General features: G+C 40.2%; 20 protein-coding genes, 1 tRNA gene, 1 rRNA gene and 1 riboswitch. Of the genes, 8 read left to right on the top strand and 14 right to left on the bottom strand.

Annotated features, from left to right (window positions below; translation table 11 throughout):
- Positions 1-178 (bottom strand): 16S ribosomal RNA (locus ACQKL5_RS11295); the annotation flags it as partial.
- A gap of 415 nt (positions 179-593) precedes the next feature.
- Between ACQKL5_RS11295 and ACQKL5_RS11300 the strand changes: the two genes are divergently transcribed.
- Positions 594-782 carry a hypothetical protein gene (locus ACQKL5_RS11300; protein WP_427608805.1) on the top strand — a complete coding sequence of 63 codons (189 nt, stop codon included), beginning with the start codon at positions 594-596 and terminating at the stop codon, positions 780-782.
- 41 nt (positions 783-823) lie between these two features.
- On the opposite strand, the gene ACQKL5_RS11305 is transcribed toward ACQKL5_RS11300, so the two are convergent.
- Complete coding sequence (locus tag ACQKL5_RS11305) at positions 824-1,714, bottom strand: DMT family transporter (RefSeq protein WP_427608806.1); 891 nt, start codon at positions 1,712-1,714, stop codon at positions 824-826.
- 141 nt (positions 1,715-1,855) lie between these two features.
- Here ACQKL5_RS11305 and ACQKL5_RS11310 point away from each other — a divergent pair, with 141 nt between their 5' ends.
- Positions 1,856-2,563, top strand: coding sequence for an MgtC/SapB family protein (locus ACQKL5_RS11310; RefSeq protein WP_427608807.1), 708 nt, complete (start codon positions 1,856-1,858; stop codon positions 2,561-2,563).
- 118 nt (positions 2,564-2,681) lie between these two features.
- A tRNA-Ala gene (locus ACQKL5_RS11315) sits at positions 2,682-2,754 on the top strand.
- Positions 2,755-3,150: 396 nt separating this feature from the next.
- Here ACQKL5_RS11315 and ACQKL5_RS11320 read toward each other — a convergent pair.
- The 8 genes from ACQKL5_RS11320 to ACQKL5_RS11355 all read right to left on the bottom strand — a co-directional run bounded on the left by ACQKL5_RS11320 (position 3,151) and on the right by ACQKL5_RS11355 (position 11,996).
- Positions 3,151-4,038, bottom strand: coding sequence for an SDR family oxidoreductase (locus tag ACQKL5_RS11320; RefSeq protein WP_427608808.1), 888 nt, complete (start codon positions 4,036-4,038; stop codon positions 3,151-3,153).
- Positions 4,039-4,271: 233 nt separating this feature from the next.
- Positions 4,272-4,436, bottom strand: coding sequence for a hypothetical protein (locus ACQKL5_RS11325; protein ID WP_427608809.1), 165 nt, complete (start codon positions 4,434-4,436; stop codon positions 4,272-4,274).
- Between the two features lie 289 nt (positions 4,437-4,725).
- Positions 4,726-6,180 (bottom strand): alanine/glycine:cation symporter family protein, encoded by a 1,455-nt coding sequence (locus ACQKL5_RS11330; protein ID WP_427608810.1) that lies wholly within the window; start codon positions 6,178-6,180, stop codon positions 4,726-4,728.
- Positions 6,181-6,373: 193 nt separating this feature from the next.
- Positions 6,374-8,026 (bottom strand): glycerol-3-phosphate dehydrogenase/oxidase, encoded by a 1,653-nt coding sequence (locus ACQKL5_RS11335; RefSeq protein WP_427608811.1) that lies wholly within the window; start codon positions 8,024-8,026, stop codon positions 6,374-6,376.
- Positions 8,027-8,266: 240 nt separating this feature from the next.
- Complete coding sequence (glpK, locus tag ACQKL5_RS11340; protein ID WP_427608812.1) at positions 8,267-9,757, bottom strand: glycerol kinase GlpK; 1,491 nt, start codon at positions 9,755-9,757, stop codon at positions 8,267-8,269.
- A gap of 24 nt (positions 9,758-9,781) precedes the next feature.
- Positions 9,782-10,606, bottom strand: a complete 825-nt coding sequence (locus tag ACQKL5_RS11345) for an MIP/aquaporin family protein (RefSeq protein ID WP_427608813.1) — start codon at positions 10,604-10,606, stop codon at positions 9,782-9,784.
- Between the two features lie 218 nt (positions 10,607-10,824).
- On the bottom strand, positions 10,825-11,370 hold the full coding sequence (locus ACQKL5_RS11350) for a glycerol-3-phosphate responsive antiterminator (RefSeq protein WP_427608814.1): 546 nt from the start codon (positions 11,368-11,370) through the stop codon (positions 10,825-10,827).
- Between the two features lie 182 nt (positions 11,371-11,552).
- Positions 11,553-11,996 (bottom strand): hypothetical protein, encoded by a 444-nt coding sequence (locus ACQKL5_RS11355; RefSeq protein ID WP_427608815.1) that lies wholly within the window; start codon positions 11,994-11,996, stop codon positions 11,553-11,555.
- A 299-nt stretch (positions 11,997-12,295) separates the two neighbouring features.
- On the opposite strand from ACQKL5_RS11355, the gene ACQKL5_RS11360 reads away from it, so the two are divergent.
- From ACQKL5_RS11360 to ACQKL5_RS11370, 3 genes are all read left to right on the top strand, one after another.
- A complete protein-coding gene (locus ACQKL5_RS11360) occupies positions 12,296-13,306 on the top strand; it encodes a hypothetical protein (RefSeq protein ID WP_427608816.1) in 1,011 nt (336 codons plus the stop codon).
- Positions 13,307-13,432: 126 nt separating this feature from the next.
- Positions 13,433-13,963 (top strand): sigma-70 family RNA polymerase sigma factor, encoded by a 531-nt coding sequence (locus ACQKL5_RS11365; RefSeq protein WP_427608818.1) that lies wholly within the window; start codon positions 13,433-13,435, stop codon positions 13,961-13,963.
- The gene (locus ACQKL5_RS11370; RefSeq protein WP_427608819.1) at positions 13,956-14,981 is read left to right on the top strand and encodes a DUF4179 domain-containing protein; all 1,026 of its coding nucleotides are present in this window, start codon (positions 13,956-13,958) and stop codon (positions 14,979-14,981) included. Before ACQKL5_RS11365 ends, ACQKL5_RS11370 begins: the two co-directional genes overlap by 8 nt.
- A gap of 62 nt (positions 14,982-15,043) precedes the next feature.
- Here the strand turns inward: ACQKL5_RS11370 and ACQKL5_RS11375 are convergent, their stop codons facing one another.
- The gene (locus ACQKL5_RS11375) at positions 15,044-16,081 is read right to left on the bottom strand and encodes a PTS transporter subunit IIC (protein WP_427608820.1); all 1,038 of its coding nucleotides are present in this window, start codon (positions 16,079-16,081) and stop codon (positions 15,044-15,046) included.
- A 250-nt stretch (positions 16,082-16,331) separates the two neighbouring features.
- Positions 16,332-16,431: riboswitch (SAM riboswitch) on the top strand.
- A gap of 83 nt (positions 16,432-16,514) precedes the next feature.
- Here ACQKL5_RS11375 and ACQKL5_RS11380 point away from each other — a divergent pair.
- Positions 16,515-17,618, top strand: a complete 1,104-nt coding sequence (locus ACQKL5_RS11380; RefSeq protein ID WP_427608821.1) for a 5-methyltetrahydropteroyltriglutamate--homocysteine S-methyltransferase — start codon at positions 16,515-16,517, stop codon at positions 17,616-17,618.
- 37 nt (positions 17,619-17,655) lie between these two features.
- On the opposite strand, the gene ACQKL5_RS11385 is transcribed toward ACQKL5_RS11380, so the two are convergent.
- Positions 17,656-18,183 (bottom strand): hypothetical protein, encoded by a 528-nt coding sequence (locus ACQKL5_RS11385; protein ID WP_427608822.1) that lies wholly within the window; start codon positions 18,181-18,183, stop codon positions 17,656-17,658.
- A gap of 333 nt (positions 18,184-18,516) precedes the next feature.
- Here ACQKL5_RS11385 and ACQKL5_RS11390 point away from each other — a divergent pair, with 333 nt between their 5' ends.
- A complete protein-coding gene (locus ACQKL5_RS11390) occupies positions 18,517-18,918 on the top strand; it encodes an SET domain-containing protein (RefSeq protein ID WP_427608823.1) in 402 nt (133 codons plus the stop codon).
- A 76-nt stretch (positions 18,919-18,994) separates the two neighbouring features.
- Here the strand turns inward: ACQKL5_RS11390 and ACQKL5_RS11395 are convergent, their stop codons facing one another.
- The gene (locus ACQKL5_RS11395; protein WP_427608824.1) at positions 18,995-19,183 is read right to left on the bottom strand and encodes a hypothetical protein; all 189 of its coding nucleotides are present in this window, start codon (positions 19,181-19,183) and stop codon (positions 18,995-18,997) included.
- A 95-nt stretch (positions 19,184-19,278) separates the two neighbouring features.
- A complete protein-coding gene (locus tag ACQKL5_RS11400; RefSeq protein ID WP_427608825.1) occupies positions 19,279-21,708 on the bottom strand; it encodes a bifunctional diguanylate cyclase/phosphodiesterase in 2,430 nt (809 codons plus the stop codon).
- Between the last annotated feature and the right edge of the window lie 79 nt (positions 21,709-21,787).

Genomic DNA, 21,787 nt, shown 5'->3' on the forward strand with positions numbered 1-21,787 from the left:
TATCCGGTATTAGCTCCGGTTTCCCGAAGTTATCCCAGTCTTATAGGCAGGTTGCCCACGTGTTACTCACCCGTCCGCCGCTAATCTCAGGGAGCAAGCTCCCATCGATTCGCTCGACTTGCATGTATTAGGCACGCCGCCAGCGTTCGTCCTGAGCCAGGATCAAACTCTCCGAAGAAATGTTTGACTTGCTCATTTTGCTTTTTTATAGTGTGTGCTCACTCAAAATTTACGTTGGCGCTTTGTTTTGTTCAGTTTTCAAAGAGCAATTTCGTTGTCGTTTCTCTCAAAGCGACTTCGTTAGTTTATCATGTTTCGTTGCTTTTTGTCAACAACTTTTTTGAAATAATTTTCAACAGCTTTTTTAGCCGTTTAAGTTGCTGTCTTAGCGACAAGAAATAATATACCACGGGTTGAATATGTTTGGCAATATGTTTTTAAAAACTTTTTTAAAAAAGTTTTCCTTTTCTTTTTTTCTATAACAACCCTTATTAAGTATACGTTTATCCGCTACTCACTCTCTCCAAATAAGTAGCATATTTTTCGGGTAGTTTTATATATATAGATTGATATTCATTTTATGAGGTGAAATGATGAACCTTTTATTGATTGCCTTACTCATTTCTTACATCATGGCCCTTTATTTATTCTGCACGGCCTTTTATGAAGCCATTAAGTTCAGCAAAGAAAAAGGGAAAGTGAACGGCACAGCCTTCCTATTTAGTTTTATTTTCGCTTTAATTTTTACCCGGATTACCTATTTGTTTTATCCCTATGAATAAAAGCAGTAAGTCGGATCCCGACTTACTGCTTTTATATGAGTCTATTTCATTACCTCTTTTTCTCCTTCTCGTTTTAAGAACAGCATTAATCCAGCCAGTATGATCGTGCCCCCGAGAACTTGGGTCCATAGAATTGGCTCATTCAGCATAAAGTATGCAAGGATTGTAGCCCCTACTGGTTCTAGAAGGATAGCCATAGAAATTGTTGAAGCGCTTAGCCACTTCAATGACCAGTTGAATAAAGAATGTCCTAATAAAGTCGGAAATATAGCAAGGAGAAGGAAATAAATCCAATCAGTGACGGGATAGGGTCCCATCGCCTCCCCCTTTACGAGAACATATAAGAACAAAGTAACTGCACTCATGCTATATACGACAAACGTGTACGTTATAGAAGAGACACGCCTTACAACACTTTGCCCGAATAATAGATAACCCGTTACTAACGCACATCCAACAAGGGCTAGGATATCTCCCCAAAGTGCCAGACCGCTGATATGGAAATCTCCCCAGCTGATGACAAAGCTTCCACCTATCGCGATGATGCCACTGGCTATTGCCTTCAACGTGAACCTTTCTTTAAAAAAGAAGTAAGCTCCGGCAAAAGCAAACAGTGGCTGAAGTGTGACAAGGACGGTTGAGCTTGCAACTGATGTGTAGTTAAGGGATTCAAACCAGAGTATGAAATGGAAGGCAAGAAACACACCTGCCATAATCGAAGACACCCAGTCCTTTTTGTTAATGAGCTTGAGCTCATGCCGATACTTTATGAGAAAAAATGGCATCATCAAAAGCACGGTAAATAATAACCGATAAAAAGCAATGATTCCCGAAGGAGCTGATGCCAATTTGACTAGGATCGCAGAAAATGAAATCGTGACGACTCCTATAACCAAGGCAAAATAAGGATTCATTTTTGTTTTTTGTTGCATTCTCAAACCTCTTTCCCAGTAAAATTCCGAGTTTATAGTTTATTTTACTATGGTAGAATTACAAGGGATAGTTAATTTTACTACGGGCAAACATGTATAGGTTATATTAATTCTTCTATCTTTTTCTCGGGAGATGAACTTATGGAATGGATTTTCGAACCTCAATCAGAAATGCAAATACTTATGAAGCTAGGGATGTCAGCTATCTTAGGATTAATTATTGGGTTAGAGAGAGAAATGAAACGAAAGCCAGTCGGATTAAAAACAAGTTTGGTTATTTCCATCGTCAGCTGTTTATTAACGATTGTCTCCTTGGAATCGGCATATAAATTCCCCGGCAGTAACGATGTTAATATCTCGATGGACCCCCTTCGACTTGCTGCGCAAATTGTCTCAGGCGTTGGTTTTATAGGGGCAGGCGTCATCCTTCGTCGTGACAATAACAGCATATCCGGTTTAACTACAGCTGCCATCATCTGGGGGGCAGCAGGAATCGGGATAGCCGTTGGAGCAGGATTCTTCCTTGAAGCAATTGCCGGAGTCATTCTGTTAATCCTCAGCGTCGAATTAGTTCCGTTCCTAGTCACCTTGTTAGGGCCTAGTAAACTGAGACAAAAGGAAATCTTCTTAAAACTAGAGATCAGGGATAAAGATGATATCGCTACCGTACTGAAGAAAATCAAAGAAGAGAAGATTTACATCAAAACACTTCGAATCAAAGATGTCGAAGAAGACCTTCACCTATTAACGTTAAAAGTGTTGGTTGATCATAAAATCAAGACATCTGAAGTGTACTACACCGTCTCTAAACTTATTGAAATATCAAGAGTAGAAATCGAGAATGGCTAATGTACAAAACCCGTTTGAATGACACCAAACGGGTTTTTCTTACTTTTTTTACAATTAGTAAATTTTATTATTGACTTTTCCCAGAAATCCGAATAAAATAATTATTGTACCATAACCCGGGGGCTTAGCTCAGCTGGGAGAGCGTTTGGCTGGCAGCCAAGAGGTCAGGGGTTCGATCCCCCTAGTCTCCATACTTTGAAACCCTTGCGCAGCAAGGGTTTTTTTCTATTTCACCCCTTCCTTTTTCTTTACCACAATCATAATTTTCCATCGTTAACTTTTGTTCTCTATCTCTTTTTCATATGAGGTTTGTCCGCATTACCGCATTAGGATATAAATGTGCATAATAGGGATGTTTCTCATAGAAAGATATTCTTTCAAGAAAAAGGCCTTTGGTGGTTACTCCAAAGGTCTTTCGTGAATTATTAATTTTCCTCAAATAACTCATCGATCTCTTTTCATCTGATTCTTAGGGAATTCTATATGACTCGATGCGATACCGAATGATGCGTTGCCCTTTGCGTGCAATATCTTATCCCCTTGCAAATAACTCTATTTATTGAGTGAAATTAGTATCATATCAGCTTTCAATCTTCTACTTTAGAAAACGGATATTTGGTTTTAAAGAATTCCTTATATGTCATTGGTTTTCGGCCAATCAGACGTTCAAGGTCCCCGGACGTCTCTGAGAATTCTCCCGTGTTGATTCCTCGCACCCAACCTAATAAGAAACTAGTCATAAAAACAGGCAAGCCATTCGCTACCATGGTGTCTATATATTCTTTTTCGCCTATTGCCTCATAAGGGATATCTTTCTCACTAATCTCCGAAAGAGCTTCAGCGATGTCTGCAAAAGAGCATCCCTCACTGCCACTTAGATGATATGTCTTATTTTCGTGCCCGTTTTGGGTGAGAACGGCCACGTTGGCTGTCGCCAGATCATTCAGAGATGCAGCGGCCACTTTACCGGAACCTTCTGGCACTCGCACGCCGACTTTAAGAGCATCTCCGAAATACGAATGCATGACTTCAAGATACGGTGGATTCCGCAGAATGGTATAAGCTAATCCGGATGCTTTAAGCGTTTGTTCTGCAAATACGTTTGAAATCGATACTTCGGGCACAATAAGATTTGAATTTTCTCTTCGTAAGATCGACGTGAAAATCACTTGTTTAACACCAGCCTGCTTTGCAGCCGCGATGACATTGAAATGTTGTGTATTGCGGTCGGTAAATGCTGGCGCGGAAATGAGCATAACTTTTTCAACGCCGTTAAAAGCTCTAAAAAGGGAGTTATAATCAAAATAGTCCCCCTGGTGTACTTCCACACCTTCTTTAACAAACCTTGCCATTTTTTCAGATTCCGGATCGCGTACCAATACAGCGACCTGATTTGACGGGACTTTTTTTAGAAGAAGCTCTAGTGTCCTGCTGCCGAGATTACCTGTTGCTCCAGTAATAAGTATTTTACCCATTTGTATGTCCCCTTTGAATTTTTATGTATAATCTACTTTAACCTTATAACCAGAAAAGGATCGCAACCCGAGCACCCGGAGCATTGGGCTACAATATCATTCGAATCTTCCTTGACCATTTAACAAATGAAGATTCCACATTTCCAAAGCTGTTGGTAGCCTCAATAAGAACGTGGCCTATCAGGAACCCTCTTTTTTTATAGTGATGTTTTCCATATAAAGACACTTTATTTCTAACTTCTATTCATCATTTTCTTTATCCTTCGAACAGCCGGTAGTAGAATGGCTTCTTGAAACTTCGTGATGCTCAGACCCATTAGTCCAAGCAGTATTAAAGCGATTATCAAACCGAATATTAAGCTCAGTATTTCTCCAAGTTCTTTAAGTACAGCAATCATTTCTACGCCTCACTTTACCACCACTTTTATTTTTTTGTACCTTTCATCAGACTTGGAAATAACGTTCTTCCTTTTTCGTGACATTGACTGAAACTTCGGACAGACTTGAGATAGTATCATTATAACCAAATGTATAAAATTGGTCTAATTACCAACCTGATGCCTCGCTATCGCACCCTTCACCTTTTCTTTACCCATAGTATGTGTTTATATATAGGCTAATGACAGCAAAAAAACTAGCTCAGTCACCCGAGCTAGTTTAATAGGGATATAATTGGTTCCTATATTTTCAAGAAATTTTCTCATCATCTTGTACATATTCATGCTCCCAGAAATCCGCATTTTTGATCCCCAAAGCTTTCGGGTCGAAAACGGGGTCCCGTCCTTGTTTCTTTTGTTTCTCGTAGTCTCGTAATGTAACCAGTGCGGGTTTTGCGAGGAGTAGAATGGCTGTGACATTGAGCCAGACCATGATTCCTAACCCTGCATCCCCTAATGCCCAAGCCAGATCTGCCGTACGGATTGTTCCATAGAATGTAGCGGCAAGTAGGATGATTTTCAAGGCATGTATGGCCCATTTGCTGTTACGGTTGCGCATGAGATAGGCAATGTTCGTTTCTGCGATATAGTAGTAAGCCATGATAGTCGTAAAGGCGAAGAAAAATAGGGCTACAGCAACAAATCCTGCTCCAAATCCAGGAATCACACTATCAATGGCCGCTTGTGTATATCCTGGACCAGGTTCCACCTCTCCTAAATTATTAACGATGGATGTCCCATCCTCTGCTTGTGTATTATACATCCCTGTGAATAAAATCATGAATGCTGTAGCTGAACAGACGAATAACGTATCGATATAAACAGAAAACGCTTGAACTAGACCTTGCTTAGCAGGGTGGGATACTTCAGCCGCGGCTGCTGGATGAGGTCCCGTTCCTTGACCTGCCTCATTCGAATACACTCCACGTTTTACTCCCCAAGCGATTGCCATCCCGATCAACCCGCCAAATGCAGAATCCAGACCAAAAGCACTTCTAAATATTAATGATAGAACGCCAGGTAATTCTGTAATATTCATAAATATGATAATTACGGATAATAAAATATATCCAAGTGCCATGAACGGAACAATTAGCTGTGCTGCGTTGGCGATTCTCTTCACGCCACCGAATATGATGAACCCAAGTAAAAGAACCACCCCGATTCCCGTAATCACTGGATCGATGCCAAAGGCATTTTCCACTCCCGCCGCAATTGAATTAGATTGAACCCCCGGCATGAGAATGGCCATCGCGACAAGCGCCGCCAGCGCAAAGAGAACGGCAAACCATTTCCACCCTATCCCCTTTTCAATGTAATAAGCTGGACCACCCCGATATTGACCATCTTGTTTCACTTTATAGATTTGGGCTAACGTCGATTCTACGAATGCACTCGATGCCCCGATAAAGGCAATTGCCCACATCCAAAAAATAGCGCCCGGACCACCAAAAGCAATAGCAGTCGCTACCCCAGCGATATTCCCTGTCCCGACACGGCCGGAGAGGGCAATGGATAGGGCTTGGAACGAAGAGACCCCCGCTTCCGAACTCTTCCCCTGGAACATCAGTGTAATCATTTCCTTGATGTGCCTAACTTGTAGAAAACGCGTCAAAACGGAAAATAACAATCCAACTCCCAATAAGATATAAATAACCGGTGAACTCCACAACACTCCATTTAAAGCATCTATGAATTCCTTCAATATATTTCCCCCTTCACTATCAATTAGAATATTCAAAATTATATAACAATTATGCAACTTTCACAATATCTTTATGTTACATTTTCTTACATATCTAGTTATTTTGTCTCAAAGCGGCAGGATCAAACCGTATTTAATGCATAAAAAAAAGAACCACCAGCAATCCGCTGGTGATTCTTCTTCTTAATCTCTATTATGAAACTGATACTGCACCTTGTATAGCTTGTTCTAATTCTTTTGTTCTTTTCGCTGTAACGGATTCGTTCCAGCCAAAATATTCAGCCATATATTTGATTACAGCTTCTTTGTTCTTTAGAACCAAATCGATATCAAATAGTAGGGTTCCAGTTCTGCGGAAGAAGAAATCTACCGGAGTGGCAATCATTTCATGCTCTAATGCGTACTCCAATTGTAAGAATAACACTTGAGGCATGCCTGTCCGTTTTCCACCGTCTTTTTCATTGATGGCAATGTTAAATAACACTGGAGCATTGGATCCGTACATAGCCAAGACTTTTCTTGATTCTTCAACAGATAGTCCTGCATCGACACCCATTTGGATATGATTCTTAATATATTCAGGGAAGTTGCTTGAACCGCCTACATCCCCACCAGAAACACGGATTTTTTTAGTACTATGATCAGCAAACAGCTTGTTCAAGTCTTCCGAGAACTTCTTGGCCACAAGGTCGACTGTCGTTTTAGCCATCTTACGGTACCCAGTCAATTTCCCACCGGCAATCGTGATAAGACCTGAATCGGACACCCAAATTTCATCTTTACGTGAAATTTCAGAAGGGTCCTTTCCTTCTTCAAGAATCAATGGTCTTACACCGGACCAAGTTGATTCGATATCAGCATCCGTAACTTTCACCTCAGGGAACATGAAAGCTATAGCCTTCAAGATATAATCACGGTCTTCTTGTGTGACACCTGGGTTTACCGGATCTCCCTCATAAAATGTATCTGTCGTTCCAACATAAGCCTTACCTGCACGTGGAATCGCAAAGACCATCCGTTTATCCGGAGTATCGAAATAAATGGCCTGTTTCAATGGGAATTTAGATTGGTCGATAACAACGTGAACACCTTTGGAAAGCTTGAGCGTTTTCCCTTTTTTCGAGTTGTCTTTTTCACGAATTGAATCTACCCATGGTCCAGCAGCATTGACCACTTTCGTTCCAAGGACTTCATATTCTTCATCTGTCAGCATGTCACGAACTTTAACACCTGTGATTTTTCCATCTTCATATACCAAGTTTTCGACCTTAGTATAATTGATAGGAGTCGCGCCTTTATCAACGGCAGTCTTCATAACTTCAATGGTTAGACGTGCATCGTCGGTACGGTATTCAACATAATATCCTCCGCCTGTAAGACCATTTTTCTTAACAAGTGGTTCTTTCTGCAATGTTTCTTCCACAGAAAGCATTTTTCTCCGTTCACTTCTCTTAACCCCTGCAAGGAAATCATATACACGAAGACCGATAGATGTACTGAATTTACCGAATGTACCGCCTTTGTGCATTGGAAGTAACATCCATTCCGGCGTCGTTACGTGCGGTCCATTTTCAAAAACGATTTCTCTCTCTTTTCCTACCTCGGCAACCATTTTCACTTCCAGCTGCTTAAGGTAACGCAAGCCACCATGAACTAACTTGGTTGATCTACTTGAAGTTCCTGCGGCGAAATCTTGCATTTCTACTAATGCCACTTTCATGCCTCGTACTGTAGCATCCACTGCAATACCAGCACCTGTAATTCCCCCACCTATTACGACTAAATCGAATTTCTCATTTTTTAACTTATCAATCGTTTCTTGTCTATATTTATTTGAAAACCTCATGTCTAACTCCTCCTCTAGGTGTTATCTTTGTTGGTTCTTCTTTAATATGTTTATACTATATTGTTTTCCCATTCTAGATAGTTAATAACCATTTCTAGGCTAAAAGTATAAAAAGAGACCACAAATGCACATCATCGATTTCTCGATAACGCATTTACGGTCTCTCCTATTCTCCGGCCGAGTTATTAACTTATCTTCAGTATATCATAATGTTACTGAAATTTGAAAGACTTACTTATATTATTTAAAGACCATGGCAGCTTTAACCGCCTTTTGCCAGCCTTCGTATAATTTTTCACTTTCCTTCTCTTCCATTGAATGTGTGAAGGTTTTGCCTATTACCCACTGTTGGGAAATTTCCTCTTGGTCCTTCCAATAACCAACCGCAAGTCCAGCCAAGTATGCAGCACCAAGCGCTGTTGTTTCATTCAGTACAGGTCTTTCAACCGGAACCTGTAAGAGGTCACTTTGGAATTGCATCAAGAAGTCGTTTTTCACGGCCCCTCCATCAACGCGTAGTGTCTTAAGGGCGATACCTGAATCTGCTTCCATTGCGTCCAGGACATCTTTCGCTTGATAGGCTAGGGATTCAAGAGTAGCCCGCACAAAATGCTCTTTAGTTGTGCCGCGAGTCAATCCAAATACAGCTCCTCGAACATCGCTGTCCCAGTATGGAGTTCCCAGTCCGACGAATGCCGGTACAACATATACACCATCCGTGCTGTCCACTCGGCTTGCGTAAACCTCACTATCTTTGGCATCATTCAGCATACGCATGCCATCACGCAGCCACTGGATAGCAGATCCGGCAACAAATATGCTACCTTCCAGTGCATATTCCACTTTGCCATTCAATCCCCAAGCAAGGGTCGTCAATAGGCCATGCTCAGAATCGACTGCTTTTTCACCTGTATTCATCAACATGAAACAGCCTGTGCCATACGTATTCTTAGCCATTCCTTCATTAAAACAAGCTTGGCCGAATAAAGCGGCTTGTTGGTCACCTGCTGCACCGGCGATTGGAATAGACTCGCCAAAGAAATGATATGGAACCGTGTGGGCGTATACTTCTGAAGATGGTCTAACTTCTGGTAGCATCGCTTTAGGAACGTCCAATATTTCTAAGATCTCTTCGTCCCACTCCAAATCATGGATGTTATACATTAACGTTCTTGAAGCATTGGAATAGTCCGTTACATGGGCTTTTCCTCCTGAAAGTTTCCAGATCAACCACGTATCGATTGTGCCGAATAACAGCTTGCCTTCCTCAGCTTTTTGACGGGCACCTTCCACATTATCCAGAATCCATTTCACCTTTGTGCCGGAAAAATAGGCGTCAATTAATAATCCAGTTTTTTTGCGGATCATATCACTATGGCCATTTTTCTTCAGATCTTCACAGATTTCGCTCGTTTGTCTCGACTGCCAAACGATTGCATTGTAAATTGGAACTGACGTTTCCTTATCCCAAACGACAGTCGTTTCACGCTGATTTGTGATTCCGATTCCTGCAATTTGTTCAGGCTTAATTCCTGATTCCGATATAACGCTTGCAATCACCGCTAAAATCGAACCCCAAATCTCATTTGCATCATGTTCAACCCAGCCTGGTTTCGGGAAATGTTGTGTAAACTCCCTTTGGGCTACATGAACTAACTCGCCCTTTTCGTTGAACAAAATTGCACGTGTACTCGTTGTACCTTGATCCAAAGATAAGATGTATTTTTTCATAATATTTTCCCCCAACCCTATAAATTAACTGGCTATTTTACTTTTCTCTATTTCATCTGACTGCTTTTTGCCAAATACGTAAGCTAATACTAATAATACCAGGCTTCCTACAAAAACAGACCAAAATGCTGTTGATATTTCACCTAAAAAGAAAGCTTTATAAAAGACGGCACCAAGAGCTCCCCCTACAAGTGGGCCAACTACCGGTATCCATGAATATCCCCAATTAGATTTTCCCTTACCTGGTATAGGCAAGAAGAAGTGTGCGATACGAGGTCCCAAATCCCGAGCAGGATTTATGGCATACCCCGTTGTACCCCCTAGAGACATCCCAATTACCACAATCAACAAACCGACGGCAAATGGATTCAAACCTTCAGTAAATTCATTGGCACCAATGAATAGTAAACCAAGAACAAGAATACATGTCCCAATCATTTCACTGATCAAGTTGGAAAAAGTATGTGGGATAGCTGGTGAAGTTGCGAATACACCTAGCTTGGCACCTGGATCATTTGTACCTTTCCAATGTGGTAAATAATGTAAGAATACTAGTGTTGCTCCTATAATTGCACCAATCATTTGACCTAAAATATATCCTGGAACATCTGCCCAAGGAAACTCTCCGATAAGAGCAAATCCTACGGTAACAGCTGGATTTAAGTGTGCTCCACTAATTGATCCGACTGCGAAAACCCCCATTGTTACAGCAAGCCCCCAAGCTATCGTAACGACAATCCATCCAGCATCTTTAGCATAAGACCCCTTTAATGATGAACCCGCTCCGATACCTGCACCAAAAAGTACGATAATCATTGTACCTATTACTTCTCCCCAAAATGGCGACATGTTAAAACCTCTTCCCTCTTTAGAATGAATTACACATTAAAGATAAAAGGAGACCCACAGCAGAACTACCCCAACAAAAAATAGGGGGTTTCCTTTGTGAGTCTCCTTGTCTCCATCACATCGATTAACTTGTATTGTAGTCTAATATACTAGGTTATGAAAACGCTGTCAAACATTTTGTCGAAAAAAAGATTATTATGTACCATTTTTTATTTTTTTTATTTAAACATATTCCATAATTCAGTTTTAGAAGTCGTGATAGACGTCGCTCCAGCCTCAAGCGCATTCAGAACTTCATTTGAATTACGTATCAACCCTCCAGCTAAAATGGGCGTTTGTAAATGTTCCTTCACCTCTTTGATCATCCATGGCATGGCACCCGGCAATACTTCGATATAATCTGGCTGAGTCTTCTTTACTAGCTTATAACTTTTCTCTAACGCATGGGAATCAATCAAAAAAATCCGTTGAATGGCGACAACTCCCTTTTGCTTTGCTTTTAAAATCACACTGGACTTTGTTGAAATCAAGCCATACGGATTGAACTCCTGACAAATGAACTCAGTAGCATATTCGTCGCTTCTAATTCCCTGTATCAAATCCACATGAAAAATCATTTTCTTATTACGTTGCTTGGCCATCAAGCTTACATTTTTCAACTGTGATATATGTACATCAAGAAAAACCCCTATCTCATAGGAACTCTCCAAGAATCTCTCAAAATCCTTCATGCTTGCCGAAGCAGGCAAAATCTTCTGATCCATCATATTCCCTCCTCGTACGCTAACTAACACCTCATAACTAGAACCTGCCGCAAAAATAATAAATTTCCTACATCATCGTGCATGAAAGCTACTATTAACATACCCATTTGCGAATACTAAGCATACAAAAACCCTAAATAAAGAACCACTATTTATGTCTATCCTATTGTTATTTTACATATTTATAAAGACAATTTGATATTCAGTGCCCCTTCAACCAACTCGAACGATCTAATCTGGCCTACAGGCACTTTCTTTACAACATCCCAGGAATTAAAATCAATCTTAATTCTTCGTTTATGATATTCAAAAAATGGAGGTTTGTTAAACAATTTATTATTGATAAATTTTATATCGAATGGCTTCATCTGAACAAGCTGAAATAGAATCGTTCTTTTATCAATCTGCACCGGTTTTAATATTATCGTGAACGCGACCTTTTTCGTCAACATCATTATCTTTATCTCTGTCGTCCCCTGTAACGTGATATGCTCTGAAGTAATGTGGACATCGATAATTTCACCTGTTTTCTTCTCTATCAAACCCGCAATCATCTTGGAGGTAATTGGTATCGCAAAACCCTCCGTTGCAGCCTTGGTTATTTTATCTTTAAATTTATCAAACATAGTTTCCCTCCCTAACTAAGAATGCGAAAACTCCTTGGAATCATCTTATAGTGATTCATGCTTTGATAAATTTACTTCCTTTCATTTTATGCTCCCCCTGATTTCTTTCTCTCTCTATAACATAGGTAGTTTATCACAGCTAATTACATGATTATTCTTTTTCAGTAAAAAATATACGTTAATTCAAATTAACTTGGGAACATTTCAAGTATTATTTTCCCAATATACCCTATAACAATTAAATTTTGGTAAAATTTAATTCACGCTAAAAAGTCGAACTATAGAATAGGAGATTATAGATGTACAAACACATTTCATTACCCCTTATCCTCCTCTGCTTATTCGTACTCCCTTCATGTTCAAGTCATGAATACCAGGATGCCCTGGATAAGGGTATCGAAAGTCTTGGAAAACGTGATTACCATCAGGCAGCCATTCAGTTCGAATTAGCCTTAAAAAAGAAAAACGGCGACGAGGATGCCTCTAGCTATCTTGAACAGGCAAATTATATGGATGAGGCAGTCTCTGCTTATGAGGAAAAAGAGTATGGAGCTTCCCTTGAATCGTTAAATACGGTCATTGCAAATAAAGGCACCTTGAAAACCTTGCAGACCGAAGCTGAAAAATTAAAAGCAGAAGTCCTTGCTGATCAGGAAACAGCTTCTTCTTTTGAAGACACCATGAAGGTAGTGAAAGAACTCATGGCAAAAGAGAATTACAGTGTAGCACGGAAGAAATTGCGGCTTTTAGAAAAAAGGCTAGAATCGGAAGACTCCCTATCAAGCTATCAGCCTGAACTTGCTAAACTCACGAAACAAGTGGACCTTGCCTCGAAAGAACAGGAAGTAACACAACCCGAAGTAAAGAAAACCTTAGAAAAATCTGATGAGCAGCGTGACTCGTATCAACTATACGAAAATGGCCGCTACGGATTTTCCATGTATTATCCCAAAGGCTTAAGAATGGATCCCCCACCAACCAATGGTGATGGAGCCAGGTTCTTTAATGACCAATTTGAGATTACCGCTTATGCTAGCCATACAAATGTAATCAATGATGAAGAAACGATCGAAATGTATTATGAAAACGATTTGAACAGCATCACTGAAGAAATCGCCTATCAGCGCATAACAGAAGATTGGTATGTCCTTTCCTACGAAGAAAATGGGAAGATCATCTATAAGAAGTTCTACTTTAACGATCAGGTTGGCACGACCTTTGTCATTAGCTATCCCGCTAGTGAACAAGAGAAGTACGGTCCCATCACTTCTCATATCGCAGAGACCTTCACCCCCTCCACCAACTCATAGTACTAACAATAAGGCAAGTTGCCATGACCCGTCTAGACAACTGGACGACTCATGGCTTTTTCGTAGTTATTCGCAACCGATGTCATGCTTCAATCGACTATATAGTAAAGGGGGGAAAGCAGAAGAATGGATACGATCTATTTAGTTAAGCAAGCACGAAAAGGCAAGGACGAAGCGTTTGAACAATTGATTGATTCTGTCCGCAATAAACTATACCGAACTGCTTTTTCCTACGTTCGAAATGAACAGGATGCACTGGACTTATATCAAGATGCCATTTACGAGGCCTATCTTTCTTTGAAAAAATTAAAAAAACCTGAACAATTTCAGAGTTGGATAACAAAAATCATAATATTTAAGTCCATCGATTTTATTAGAAAATCATCAAAACACTTCCTGGCAGACGACGAACTGTTTGAGCAGTTAATGTCCGGTGAAGGATTTGATAACCTTGAACAATCACTTGATCTTACGAAAGCTTTTGAATCGCTGGATGTAACGTATAAAACGATGATTCTGCTGAGGTTTTATCACGATCTTTCCATTAAGGAAATAGCGGAATTCATGGATTATCCCGAAGGAACCGTCAAATCCAATTTACATCGCGCCAAGAAAATCTTACGTCCCATTTTGAAGGAGGGTTATCTGCATGGATAAAGGGAACTTCCGACCGTCTATTGATGACATTTCCATCCCGGAGAAGTTATTAAAACAAAGAGAGAAAACAGCCATTTATAAAGCAAAAAGAACAAAACGCAAGAATATCAAAAGGCTTTCTAGCTTAATTGCCAGTGGATTATGCCTATCCGTACTTGGAACAGGTTCTCTATCGCCGACACTCGCGCAATCATTCTCGCATATTCCTTTTATCGGACCTATCTATTCACAATTCCATGACCTTGCTGCCGAAAGAATTGAACAAAACAAACTAGCTACTGTCATTGAAAAACAAGACACACATGATGGTTTATCGATGAATGTGAAAGAAGCCGTTTATGATGAAGGACGCTTAGTCGTAACCGTCGAATATAAAGGGGATTATTCCAAATTGGACCTAGGGAACGAAGCGAATCAAGGGTATAGATACATTACCATTAACGGAAGCGAACCAAATGTCGCTATAGGATCCTCAACATCTGATGACGTAAATTCCAATACGATTATTGAATCTCACCAATTTACACTAGCTAATTATGATGAATATGGTGATTCCATCACTGTAGCTGTACATGGGGAAGATTTATTCGGAAGAAAAGGGAATTGGGATGTCTCCTTTCCTTTGGAAAAAGTAGAAGGTACGATTCAAACATTTACACCACATGCAAAAGTTCAAACAGAGGACCGTATCTATACATTATCGGTAGACCAGGTATCCTTTCTTCCACTATCCACTAGGATCGATTTGACTCTGGATTATCCTTCGGAAATGGACGAAAATGACACATGGCCATCATTTCCCTATGTCGTGACAGACGACCAAGGACATGTATACAAAGATTTAGAACTCCAATATGGACAAGTGGATGCGAGTGGACACAAAATCGTATTAGCCCTTCCGCCTATGAACACGGTCCCAAAGACATTAACCATTCAACCACACTATGATAACGGAGATCCTGGTACACCCAACTATGGTGAAATCGTAGATTTGAAGGTTGAAGTCCCATTGAATTAGCCTACCCACAAAAGAAGCAGTCAGAGCTAAACGCCTGACTGCTTCTGCTATTCAATCTCCTTTTATTCAAAATGCAAGGTATAGTCTTCTGCTTTAATCCATTTCAATTTCTTAGAGAAAACGTAGATCAGCACAAGGTTCAACACAATCGGAAGAATGAAGAAAATAACGATCATGATTGTTATATTACTACCAATCCATCCCCCTTCAGCTAGTTTCATATAATTTAAAGGACCAACTAAACCCGATAAACCAAATCCAGCACTATAGGGCGTTCCTTGTATATTTAACATACCTGCCAACGCTCCTAGTATTGCTGCCGTGATCAGCATGGGAAAGGCGATTTTCGGTTTCATGAAGAAATTCCGCATTTGAATCTTAGGAGAACCTAGTACATGTGCTAAGGCCGTTCCGAGCGAGTTCGCTTTGTAACTAGCAATGGCTAAGCCAACACCTGCTGCTACGATTCCTAGGTTAGCCGCACCAGAACCTATACCGGAAAGCATAATGACCGTCGCTACCCCCACTGTTGAAATGGGTGACAAAATGATAAGACAGAAAATAACGGAAATGATTGCTCCCATTACAATAGGTTGCAACGAGGTCACGTTAGCAATGGCGACACCCAGTAACCCTGTGGAGGATTTCACAAAGGGCAAAATGAGATACCCTATCATACCCGGTATTAAGATGCTTAAAGTCGGCATCAAAAGAATGGCATACGCTTTTAATTTATCTCCGATTAATTGAAGGAACAAAACGGTCAATGCTGCCGTGATTCCTGTGTTGATCACGACACCAATCCCATTTAAGGCAAACAAACCGTCAGCTGTTTTCTGAATGGCACCACTTCCTACCATGGCCGCAATCCCGATACTCGCCGTCTGGGTCGTTGATAATTTGAATGTAATCCCGACCATCATCCCAATCATGACTGGTAACAGGCTCATGACGAAAACAGTGATATCAAGTATGTGTTGTAATGCCGGGAAATGAGGGATTATTAGCTTAAGTATTTCCCCTAACAAAGCATTGGGAATTAATGAAACGACAATGCCTAGGCTCATCCCCGTCAATAATTTATGGAAAAAATCCTTCATATGACTTATCTCCTATCTCGCTATAATGTACATAATTATAAGAAATATTCTGACAACAGTCAAAGGATTTTTTTAATACTTTACCGCGAAAGTGTATAAAAGTAATATATGCTTCTAGCAAATCCCTTAAGCAGAAACTTCCTGTTTTAATAGATACATGTTAATCTTTTCTATTTTCTAAATTATCTGCATTTTACCTTGACCTTTATTAACACTACCTGTATAGTCGTAATTAATTGAATAGTTCACATTCTTATCCAGAGAGGTGGAGGGACTGGCCCTTTGATACCTCAGCAACAGACTTTACTGTACTGTGCTAATTCCAGAAGTGTAAAACTTGAAGATAAGAAGAGTAAATAAGCATAGCTGATTAAACCTCTTCTTTTTTTAAGAAGAGGTTTTTATATTTTAATAAGGAAAGTAGGAATCTACCATGACCATCACTTTAACGAAAGCTCCTTTTAAAGCCGATCACGTAGGAAGTCTATTAAGACCAGAAAGTGTACATCTAGCAAGAAAGCAACGGAAAGAAGGATTAATCACCGCAGAACAATTACGCGAGGTTGAAACGCAGGAAATAAAGCGTATCGTCGATAAACAAATTGAAATTGGATTAGAGGCAGTCACTGACGGGGAATTCAGACGCACCTGGTGGCACTTTGACTTCTTGGAACATTTAAATGGAATCGAAGGGTATGTCACGGAAAAAGGCCTTACCTTTGATGGAATCGAAACAGAACGTTATAACGTTCGGAATACTGGAAAAATCTCTTTTAACCCCGATCACCCCTTTATTAAAGACTTTATCGAGTTTAATGAAATCGTTGGTGGTCGGGCAGTAGCGAAACAAACCATTCCTAGTCCCAATCAATTATTTGCTGTAGGTGTCCATAATCAAGAAATCTATCCTGACATCGAAGATTATGCAAAGGATATTATTAAAGCCTATCAAGATGCCTTACAGGCCTTTTACGATGCCGGTGTACGTTATATACAATTAGATGATGTATACATAGCCAGGCTTTCCGCTCCGGACTTCCAGTTCAAAGATGGCACATATTCAAGAGAACAATTAATTGATTTAGCGTTACGCGTGATTAATGGTACATTGGAGGGAAAACCTGAAGATCTTGTTGTAACGACTCACCTTTGTCGTGGGAACTACCAATCAACTTGGGCATTCGAAGGGAGCTATGCTCGGATCGCACCGACTTTATTGGCTAAAGAACAAGTAGATGGATTCTTCTTGGAATATGATGATGATCGTTCAGGAGATTTTAAACCATTAGAGTACATTCCAAATGGCGGTGCGCAAGTCGTTCTTGGAATCGTTACATCGAAGAATGGGGAACTTGAAGATAAAGAAGCTGTTAAAGCACGGATTGAGGAAGCGTCAAAATACGTGCCACATGAACAACTATGCTTAAGCCCGCAATGTGGTTTCGCTTCCACTCATCTTGGTAACAAACTAACAGAAGAACAACAGTGGGAAAAATTGAAATTCGTTGTGGATGTCGCCAAAGAAGTGTGGGAATGAATGAAATAGGGACAAGCCTCAGGCTTGTCCCTTCTATTCAACCACAATGACTATCCTCATCATCCTCTTTCTTCACTACTACATCATCCGTAACCATATCCTTAAGTTGGTTCTTCAACGTCAGCTCTGCCGCCTTGCCATCACTTGGCGACCCGTCGGCGAAGTACATCGGAAATAGGGAAAAGAACATGATATAAAAAGAAAAGTAAATGAATTGGTACCAGATGACCGAACTTTCCAAGATGTTCTGGTAAACCAAGCTATATATGACCAACATGCTAATCAGATTAAAGATGGCTCCCCCTAAATAAATCAACATATTAGTGAATTTATTATCATATTTTAAACCCTTGAATTCACAATGCCCATTCCAAAAGTAATATTTCCTGATTTCAATATTGCAAAAGGAGAAAAGCTTATCTCCACATCCGATTAAGATTTTTTTCTCCGTACCGCCGAAGAGCGTGACAAAGAATAAATGCCCACCTAAATGAATAAGTGTGACAACCGGTAAAATCAGAAAAAAGGAAAAGAGAAATTTAGTGATATCAGATAGACCAAACATTCCAATCATCCTCCTCATGTGAGCTTGGTGTGTTCATACAAGTCCTTATTCGAAGGATGATACTCTCTTACCCGGTATAGACGGATTATAACTAGTAAATGTTCACATCTTTCCATGACTATCCCTTATAAAAGAAAATTTCACCATATATTAAAAAAACGACGATTAGTCTGCCATCATTCTGTGCATTTCCCGTCATACCTTTTTGCACTCATTCTCTTTATATCTATTCATGGCAATATTTAATTTCCCTAAATTAGTTGCTTTTCTTCCCATTTGCTGTCAAGCTTATACAATCTGGACTATAAAGAATAGAACAAGTAGGTGACGAATATGATCGAAGTTAAAAATTCCACACTTAGTGATGGAGAATTCAATAGAGGCGTTTTCGCGAAACGTGATATTAAAAAGGGTGAGCTTTTACATGAAGCACCAGTTATCGCTTATCCAAATGAAGAGCATGTCCATATAGAGAAAACATTACTGGCGGATTATGCGTTTGAGTATGGCATAAACCATACATGCTTGCTTTTAGGATACGGCATGCTGTTTAACCATTCCTATACGCCCAATGCCACATATGATATAAACTTTGACCAGCATACATTTGATTTCTTCGCGTATACGGATATTAAAGCCGGAGAAGAGATTACCATCAACTATAATGGTGAGGTCGATAATGAAGATCCGTTATGGTTCAACAAAGAAGATAATGGTGAAGAAGAAACTGATTAATAGATGAAGAAAAGCACCTGCCGTGAGTTTTCCCCACAGTAGGTGCTTTTTTTTTCGATATAAATAGAACATTCACTTAATTAGTAGGGGAATTACTTGATTTTGTTTTTGTAAAGGATTGGAGTTGGCTCTTTACCTTATCAATCGTTTCAGGATTAGCGAATGATTTAATTTGGCTCATGGTTTTTTCACGAGTTTCTTTATTACGCATTAAGTAAGCGGCTGCTCCCACTAAGACGGTTCCAATCATTTTGTTTGATGGCATCTGAGTATCCTCCTTGTAGTTTAGTATAGTATAGTATTTCCCTATACTCACTTCTTTAAACACTCGTTCCCTATCAGCAAAGTTCTTGCCCCTCTTCAGCCGGCTGGAATCACGTTGGAAGATCGTAGAAATCTTTCTTCTAATTCATGTGCTGGTAGCGGTTTGCTGAACATGTATCCTTGGACCTGGTTACAGTCCAATTCTTTTAAAAAGTCGAACTGTATTTGGTTTTCAACGCCCTCGGCCACGATATTCAGTTGCATATTTTTGGCCAGGCCAATGATGGAAGCCACAATTGCTTCATCTGGTCCACCAGTTGCCAAATTTCTGATAAAGGATTGATCGATTTTTAATGTGTTAATGGGATAATCCTTTAGGTAAGCAAAGGAACTATACCCCGTGCCAAAGTCATCTATCGCTATCTTCACGCCTAGCTCCCTTAATCTCTCAAAGGTAAAGATAGCCCTATTCACATTGTTCATCGCTGTACTTTCGGTTATTTCCAACTCCAGGTTTTTCCCTTCAATGTTCCACTTATCCAGCATTCGTTTTAACTTTTCTATAAAATTAACCTGCATGAATTGACGTGTGGATATATTGACGGCGATATGAATAGAATCGAAGCCAACTTTATGCCACTCATGAAGTTGGGCACAAGCTAAATCCAATATTTTTTCCCCGAGTTGGATGATTAACCCCGTCTCCTCCGCTAAAGGAATGAACTCAGCTGGTGACACAAACCCCAACCTTGGATGATTCCAGCGGACCAAAGCTTCGGCACCTGAAATGGTCCCTGTCCGTGTATCGATTTTGGGTTGAAAATATAAAATGAATTCATCATCCTTATGAATTCCTGTCCGCATTTCTTCTTCAATCTGGATTTTATCCAATCTACTTTCCATGGACTCTGTAAAGAATTTATACGACGAGTCTCCCGTTCCTTTTCCTAAGAACATGGCCAAATCGGCTCTTTTAATAAGTTCTCCAATATTCATCCCATCTTTAGGGAAAGCTGATATCCCGATACATGTCGTTGTATAAATTTCATGGGTATTGATCTTGATTGGTTCATCCAATGAATGCAACAACTTTTGGGCCATTATTTCCGCTTGTTCAAGTCCAGTTACCTTCGGGAGGAATACCGTAAATTCATCCACCCCGATTCTAGCGAGGAACCCCCCTGGTTCGAGACATTCATTAAAGCGCTTGGCAATTTCTTTTATGAATAAATCACCTTGGCCATGTCCCAAGGTATCATTGATGGTCTTGAATCGATTAATATCCATCAAGAGCAAGGCTGCCATTTCTTCTCCGTTTTGCTGAATGAGGATATTGGCCTTTTCCTTAAAAGCTCTCCGATTCGGTAACCCTGTAAGTTCATCATAATAAGCCATATAATTGACCTTGGCCAATGCCGCTTTTTGCTCGGTAATATCCTTGGCTATTCCATTGATGCCTATGATTTCATGATCCACATACACGGGAATGGTCAAGATGTTTAAAGCGACTTTAGTGTTATTTTTATGGAGAGCTTCTATTTCAAATGAGCGAAGGGTTCCTCTTAAAGTATCTATACAGTAATTTTTACATTCCTTCCATACCTCTTCAGAAACTAGACTTTCCAGCTCCAATTTTTGAATGTCCTCGAATGTATACCCCAAAATTCCGGAAATGGCCGGGTTGATCGTTTCCAACTTCCCATCCCTATTCATTCTAAAAATGATATCTGGGTTATATGTAACAAGGGAATCGAACTTTTGCTGTGTAAGCCGTAACTCCTTGTTCTGTAGGGTCATTTTCTTATCAAAGTTGATGATGAAGATGACCATTATCTGAATAAAGAGTATGGCACTTCCAATCCCCAGACCCAGCAAAAACGTTCCGATTGGGAGAGCTGAACTGGTTGTATGAACCATATCGTCACTATGATAAGTGGCAGCGGCCATCCCTGTATAATGCGTTCCTGCTACAGCAATTCCCATGATGCTCGCACTGACCGTTTTTTCAACCAACCGACTAGCGGTTTGATGTTTATAACGGAAGCCGATCTTCAAAGCTACTACAGAAGCGATACAAGCAATAACCACTGACAAGAACACCAAGTGCGGATTGTACTGAATGGATGCCGACATGCGCATGGCAGCCATTCCCGTGTAATGCATGGTCAGGATGGCTGAGCCCAACGCGGTACTGCCCATGAGTAGCTGTTTCCGATTCATCGTTTCACGACTAATGAAAAACAAGGACACCCACGAAGCAAAAATGGCGATTGCTATGGAAAGGAGGACTTTACCATACTCATATGAAATCGTTTCATGGATCTGTAGAGCCAACATTCCCACAAAATGCATCGACCATATGCCCAAGCCCAGTGTTACCGCTCCGCCCAATAGCCAATATTGTTGCGCTTTTTGCTGTGAATGAGCGATTCTTCCTACAAAGGCCGAAGCCGAATACGAAGCCAAGGCCACAATGAAAAAGGACAGAATGACAAGCCCTGTATTATAGCTTCCTTGAATGTGCAATTTTTTTCTCCTTCATCATAAAAATATTCATGTGTCTAGTTCCTATATCGGTCACATTCGGGCAATTTCAATCTTATTA

This window comes from Peribacillus sp. NPDC097675 (assembly GCF_050277655.1).
Classification (GTDB): Bacteria; Bacillota; Bacilli; order Bacillales; family DSM-1321; genus Peribacillus.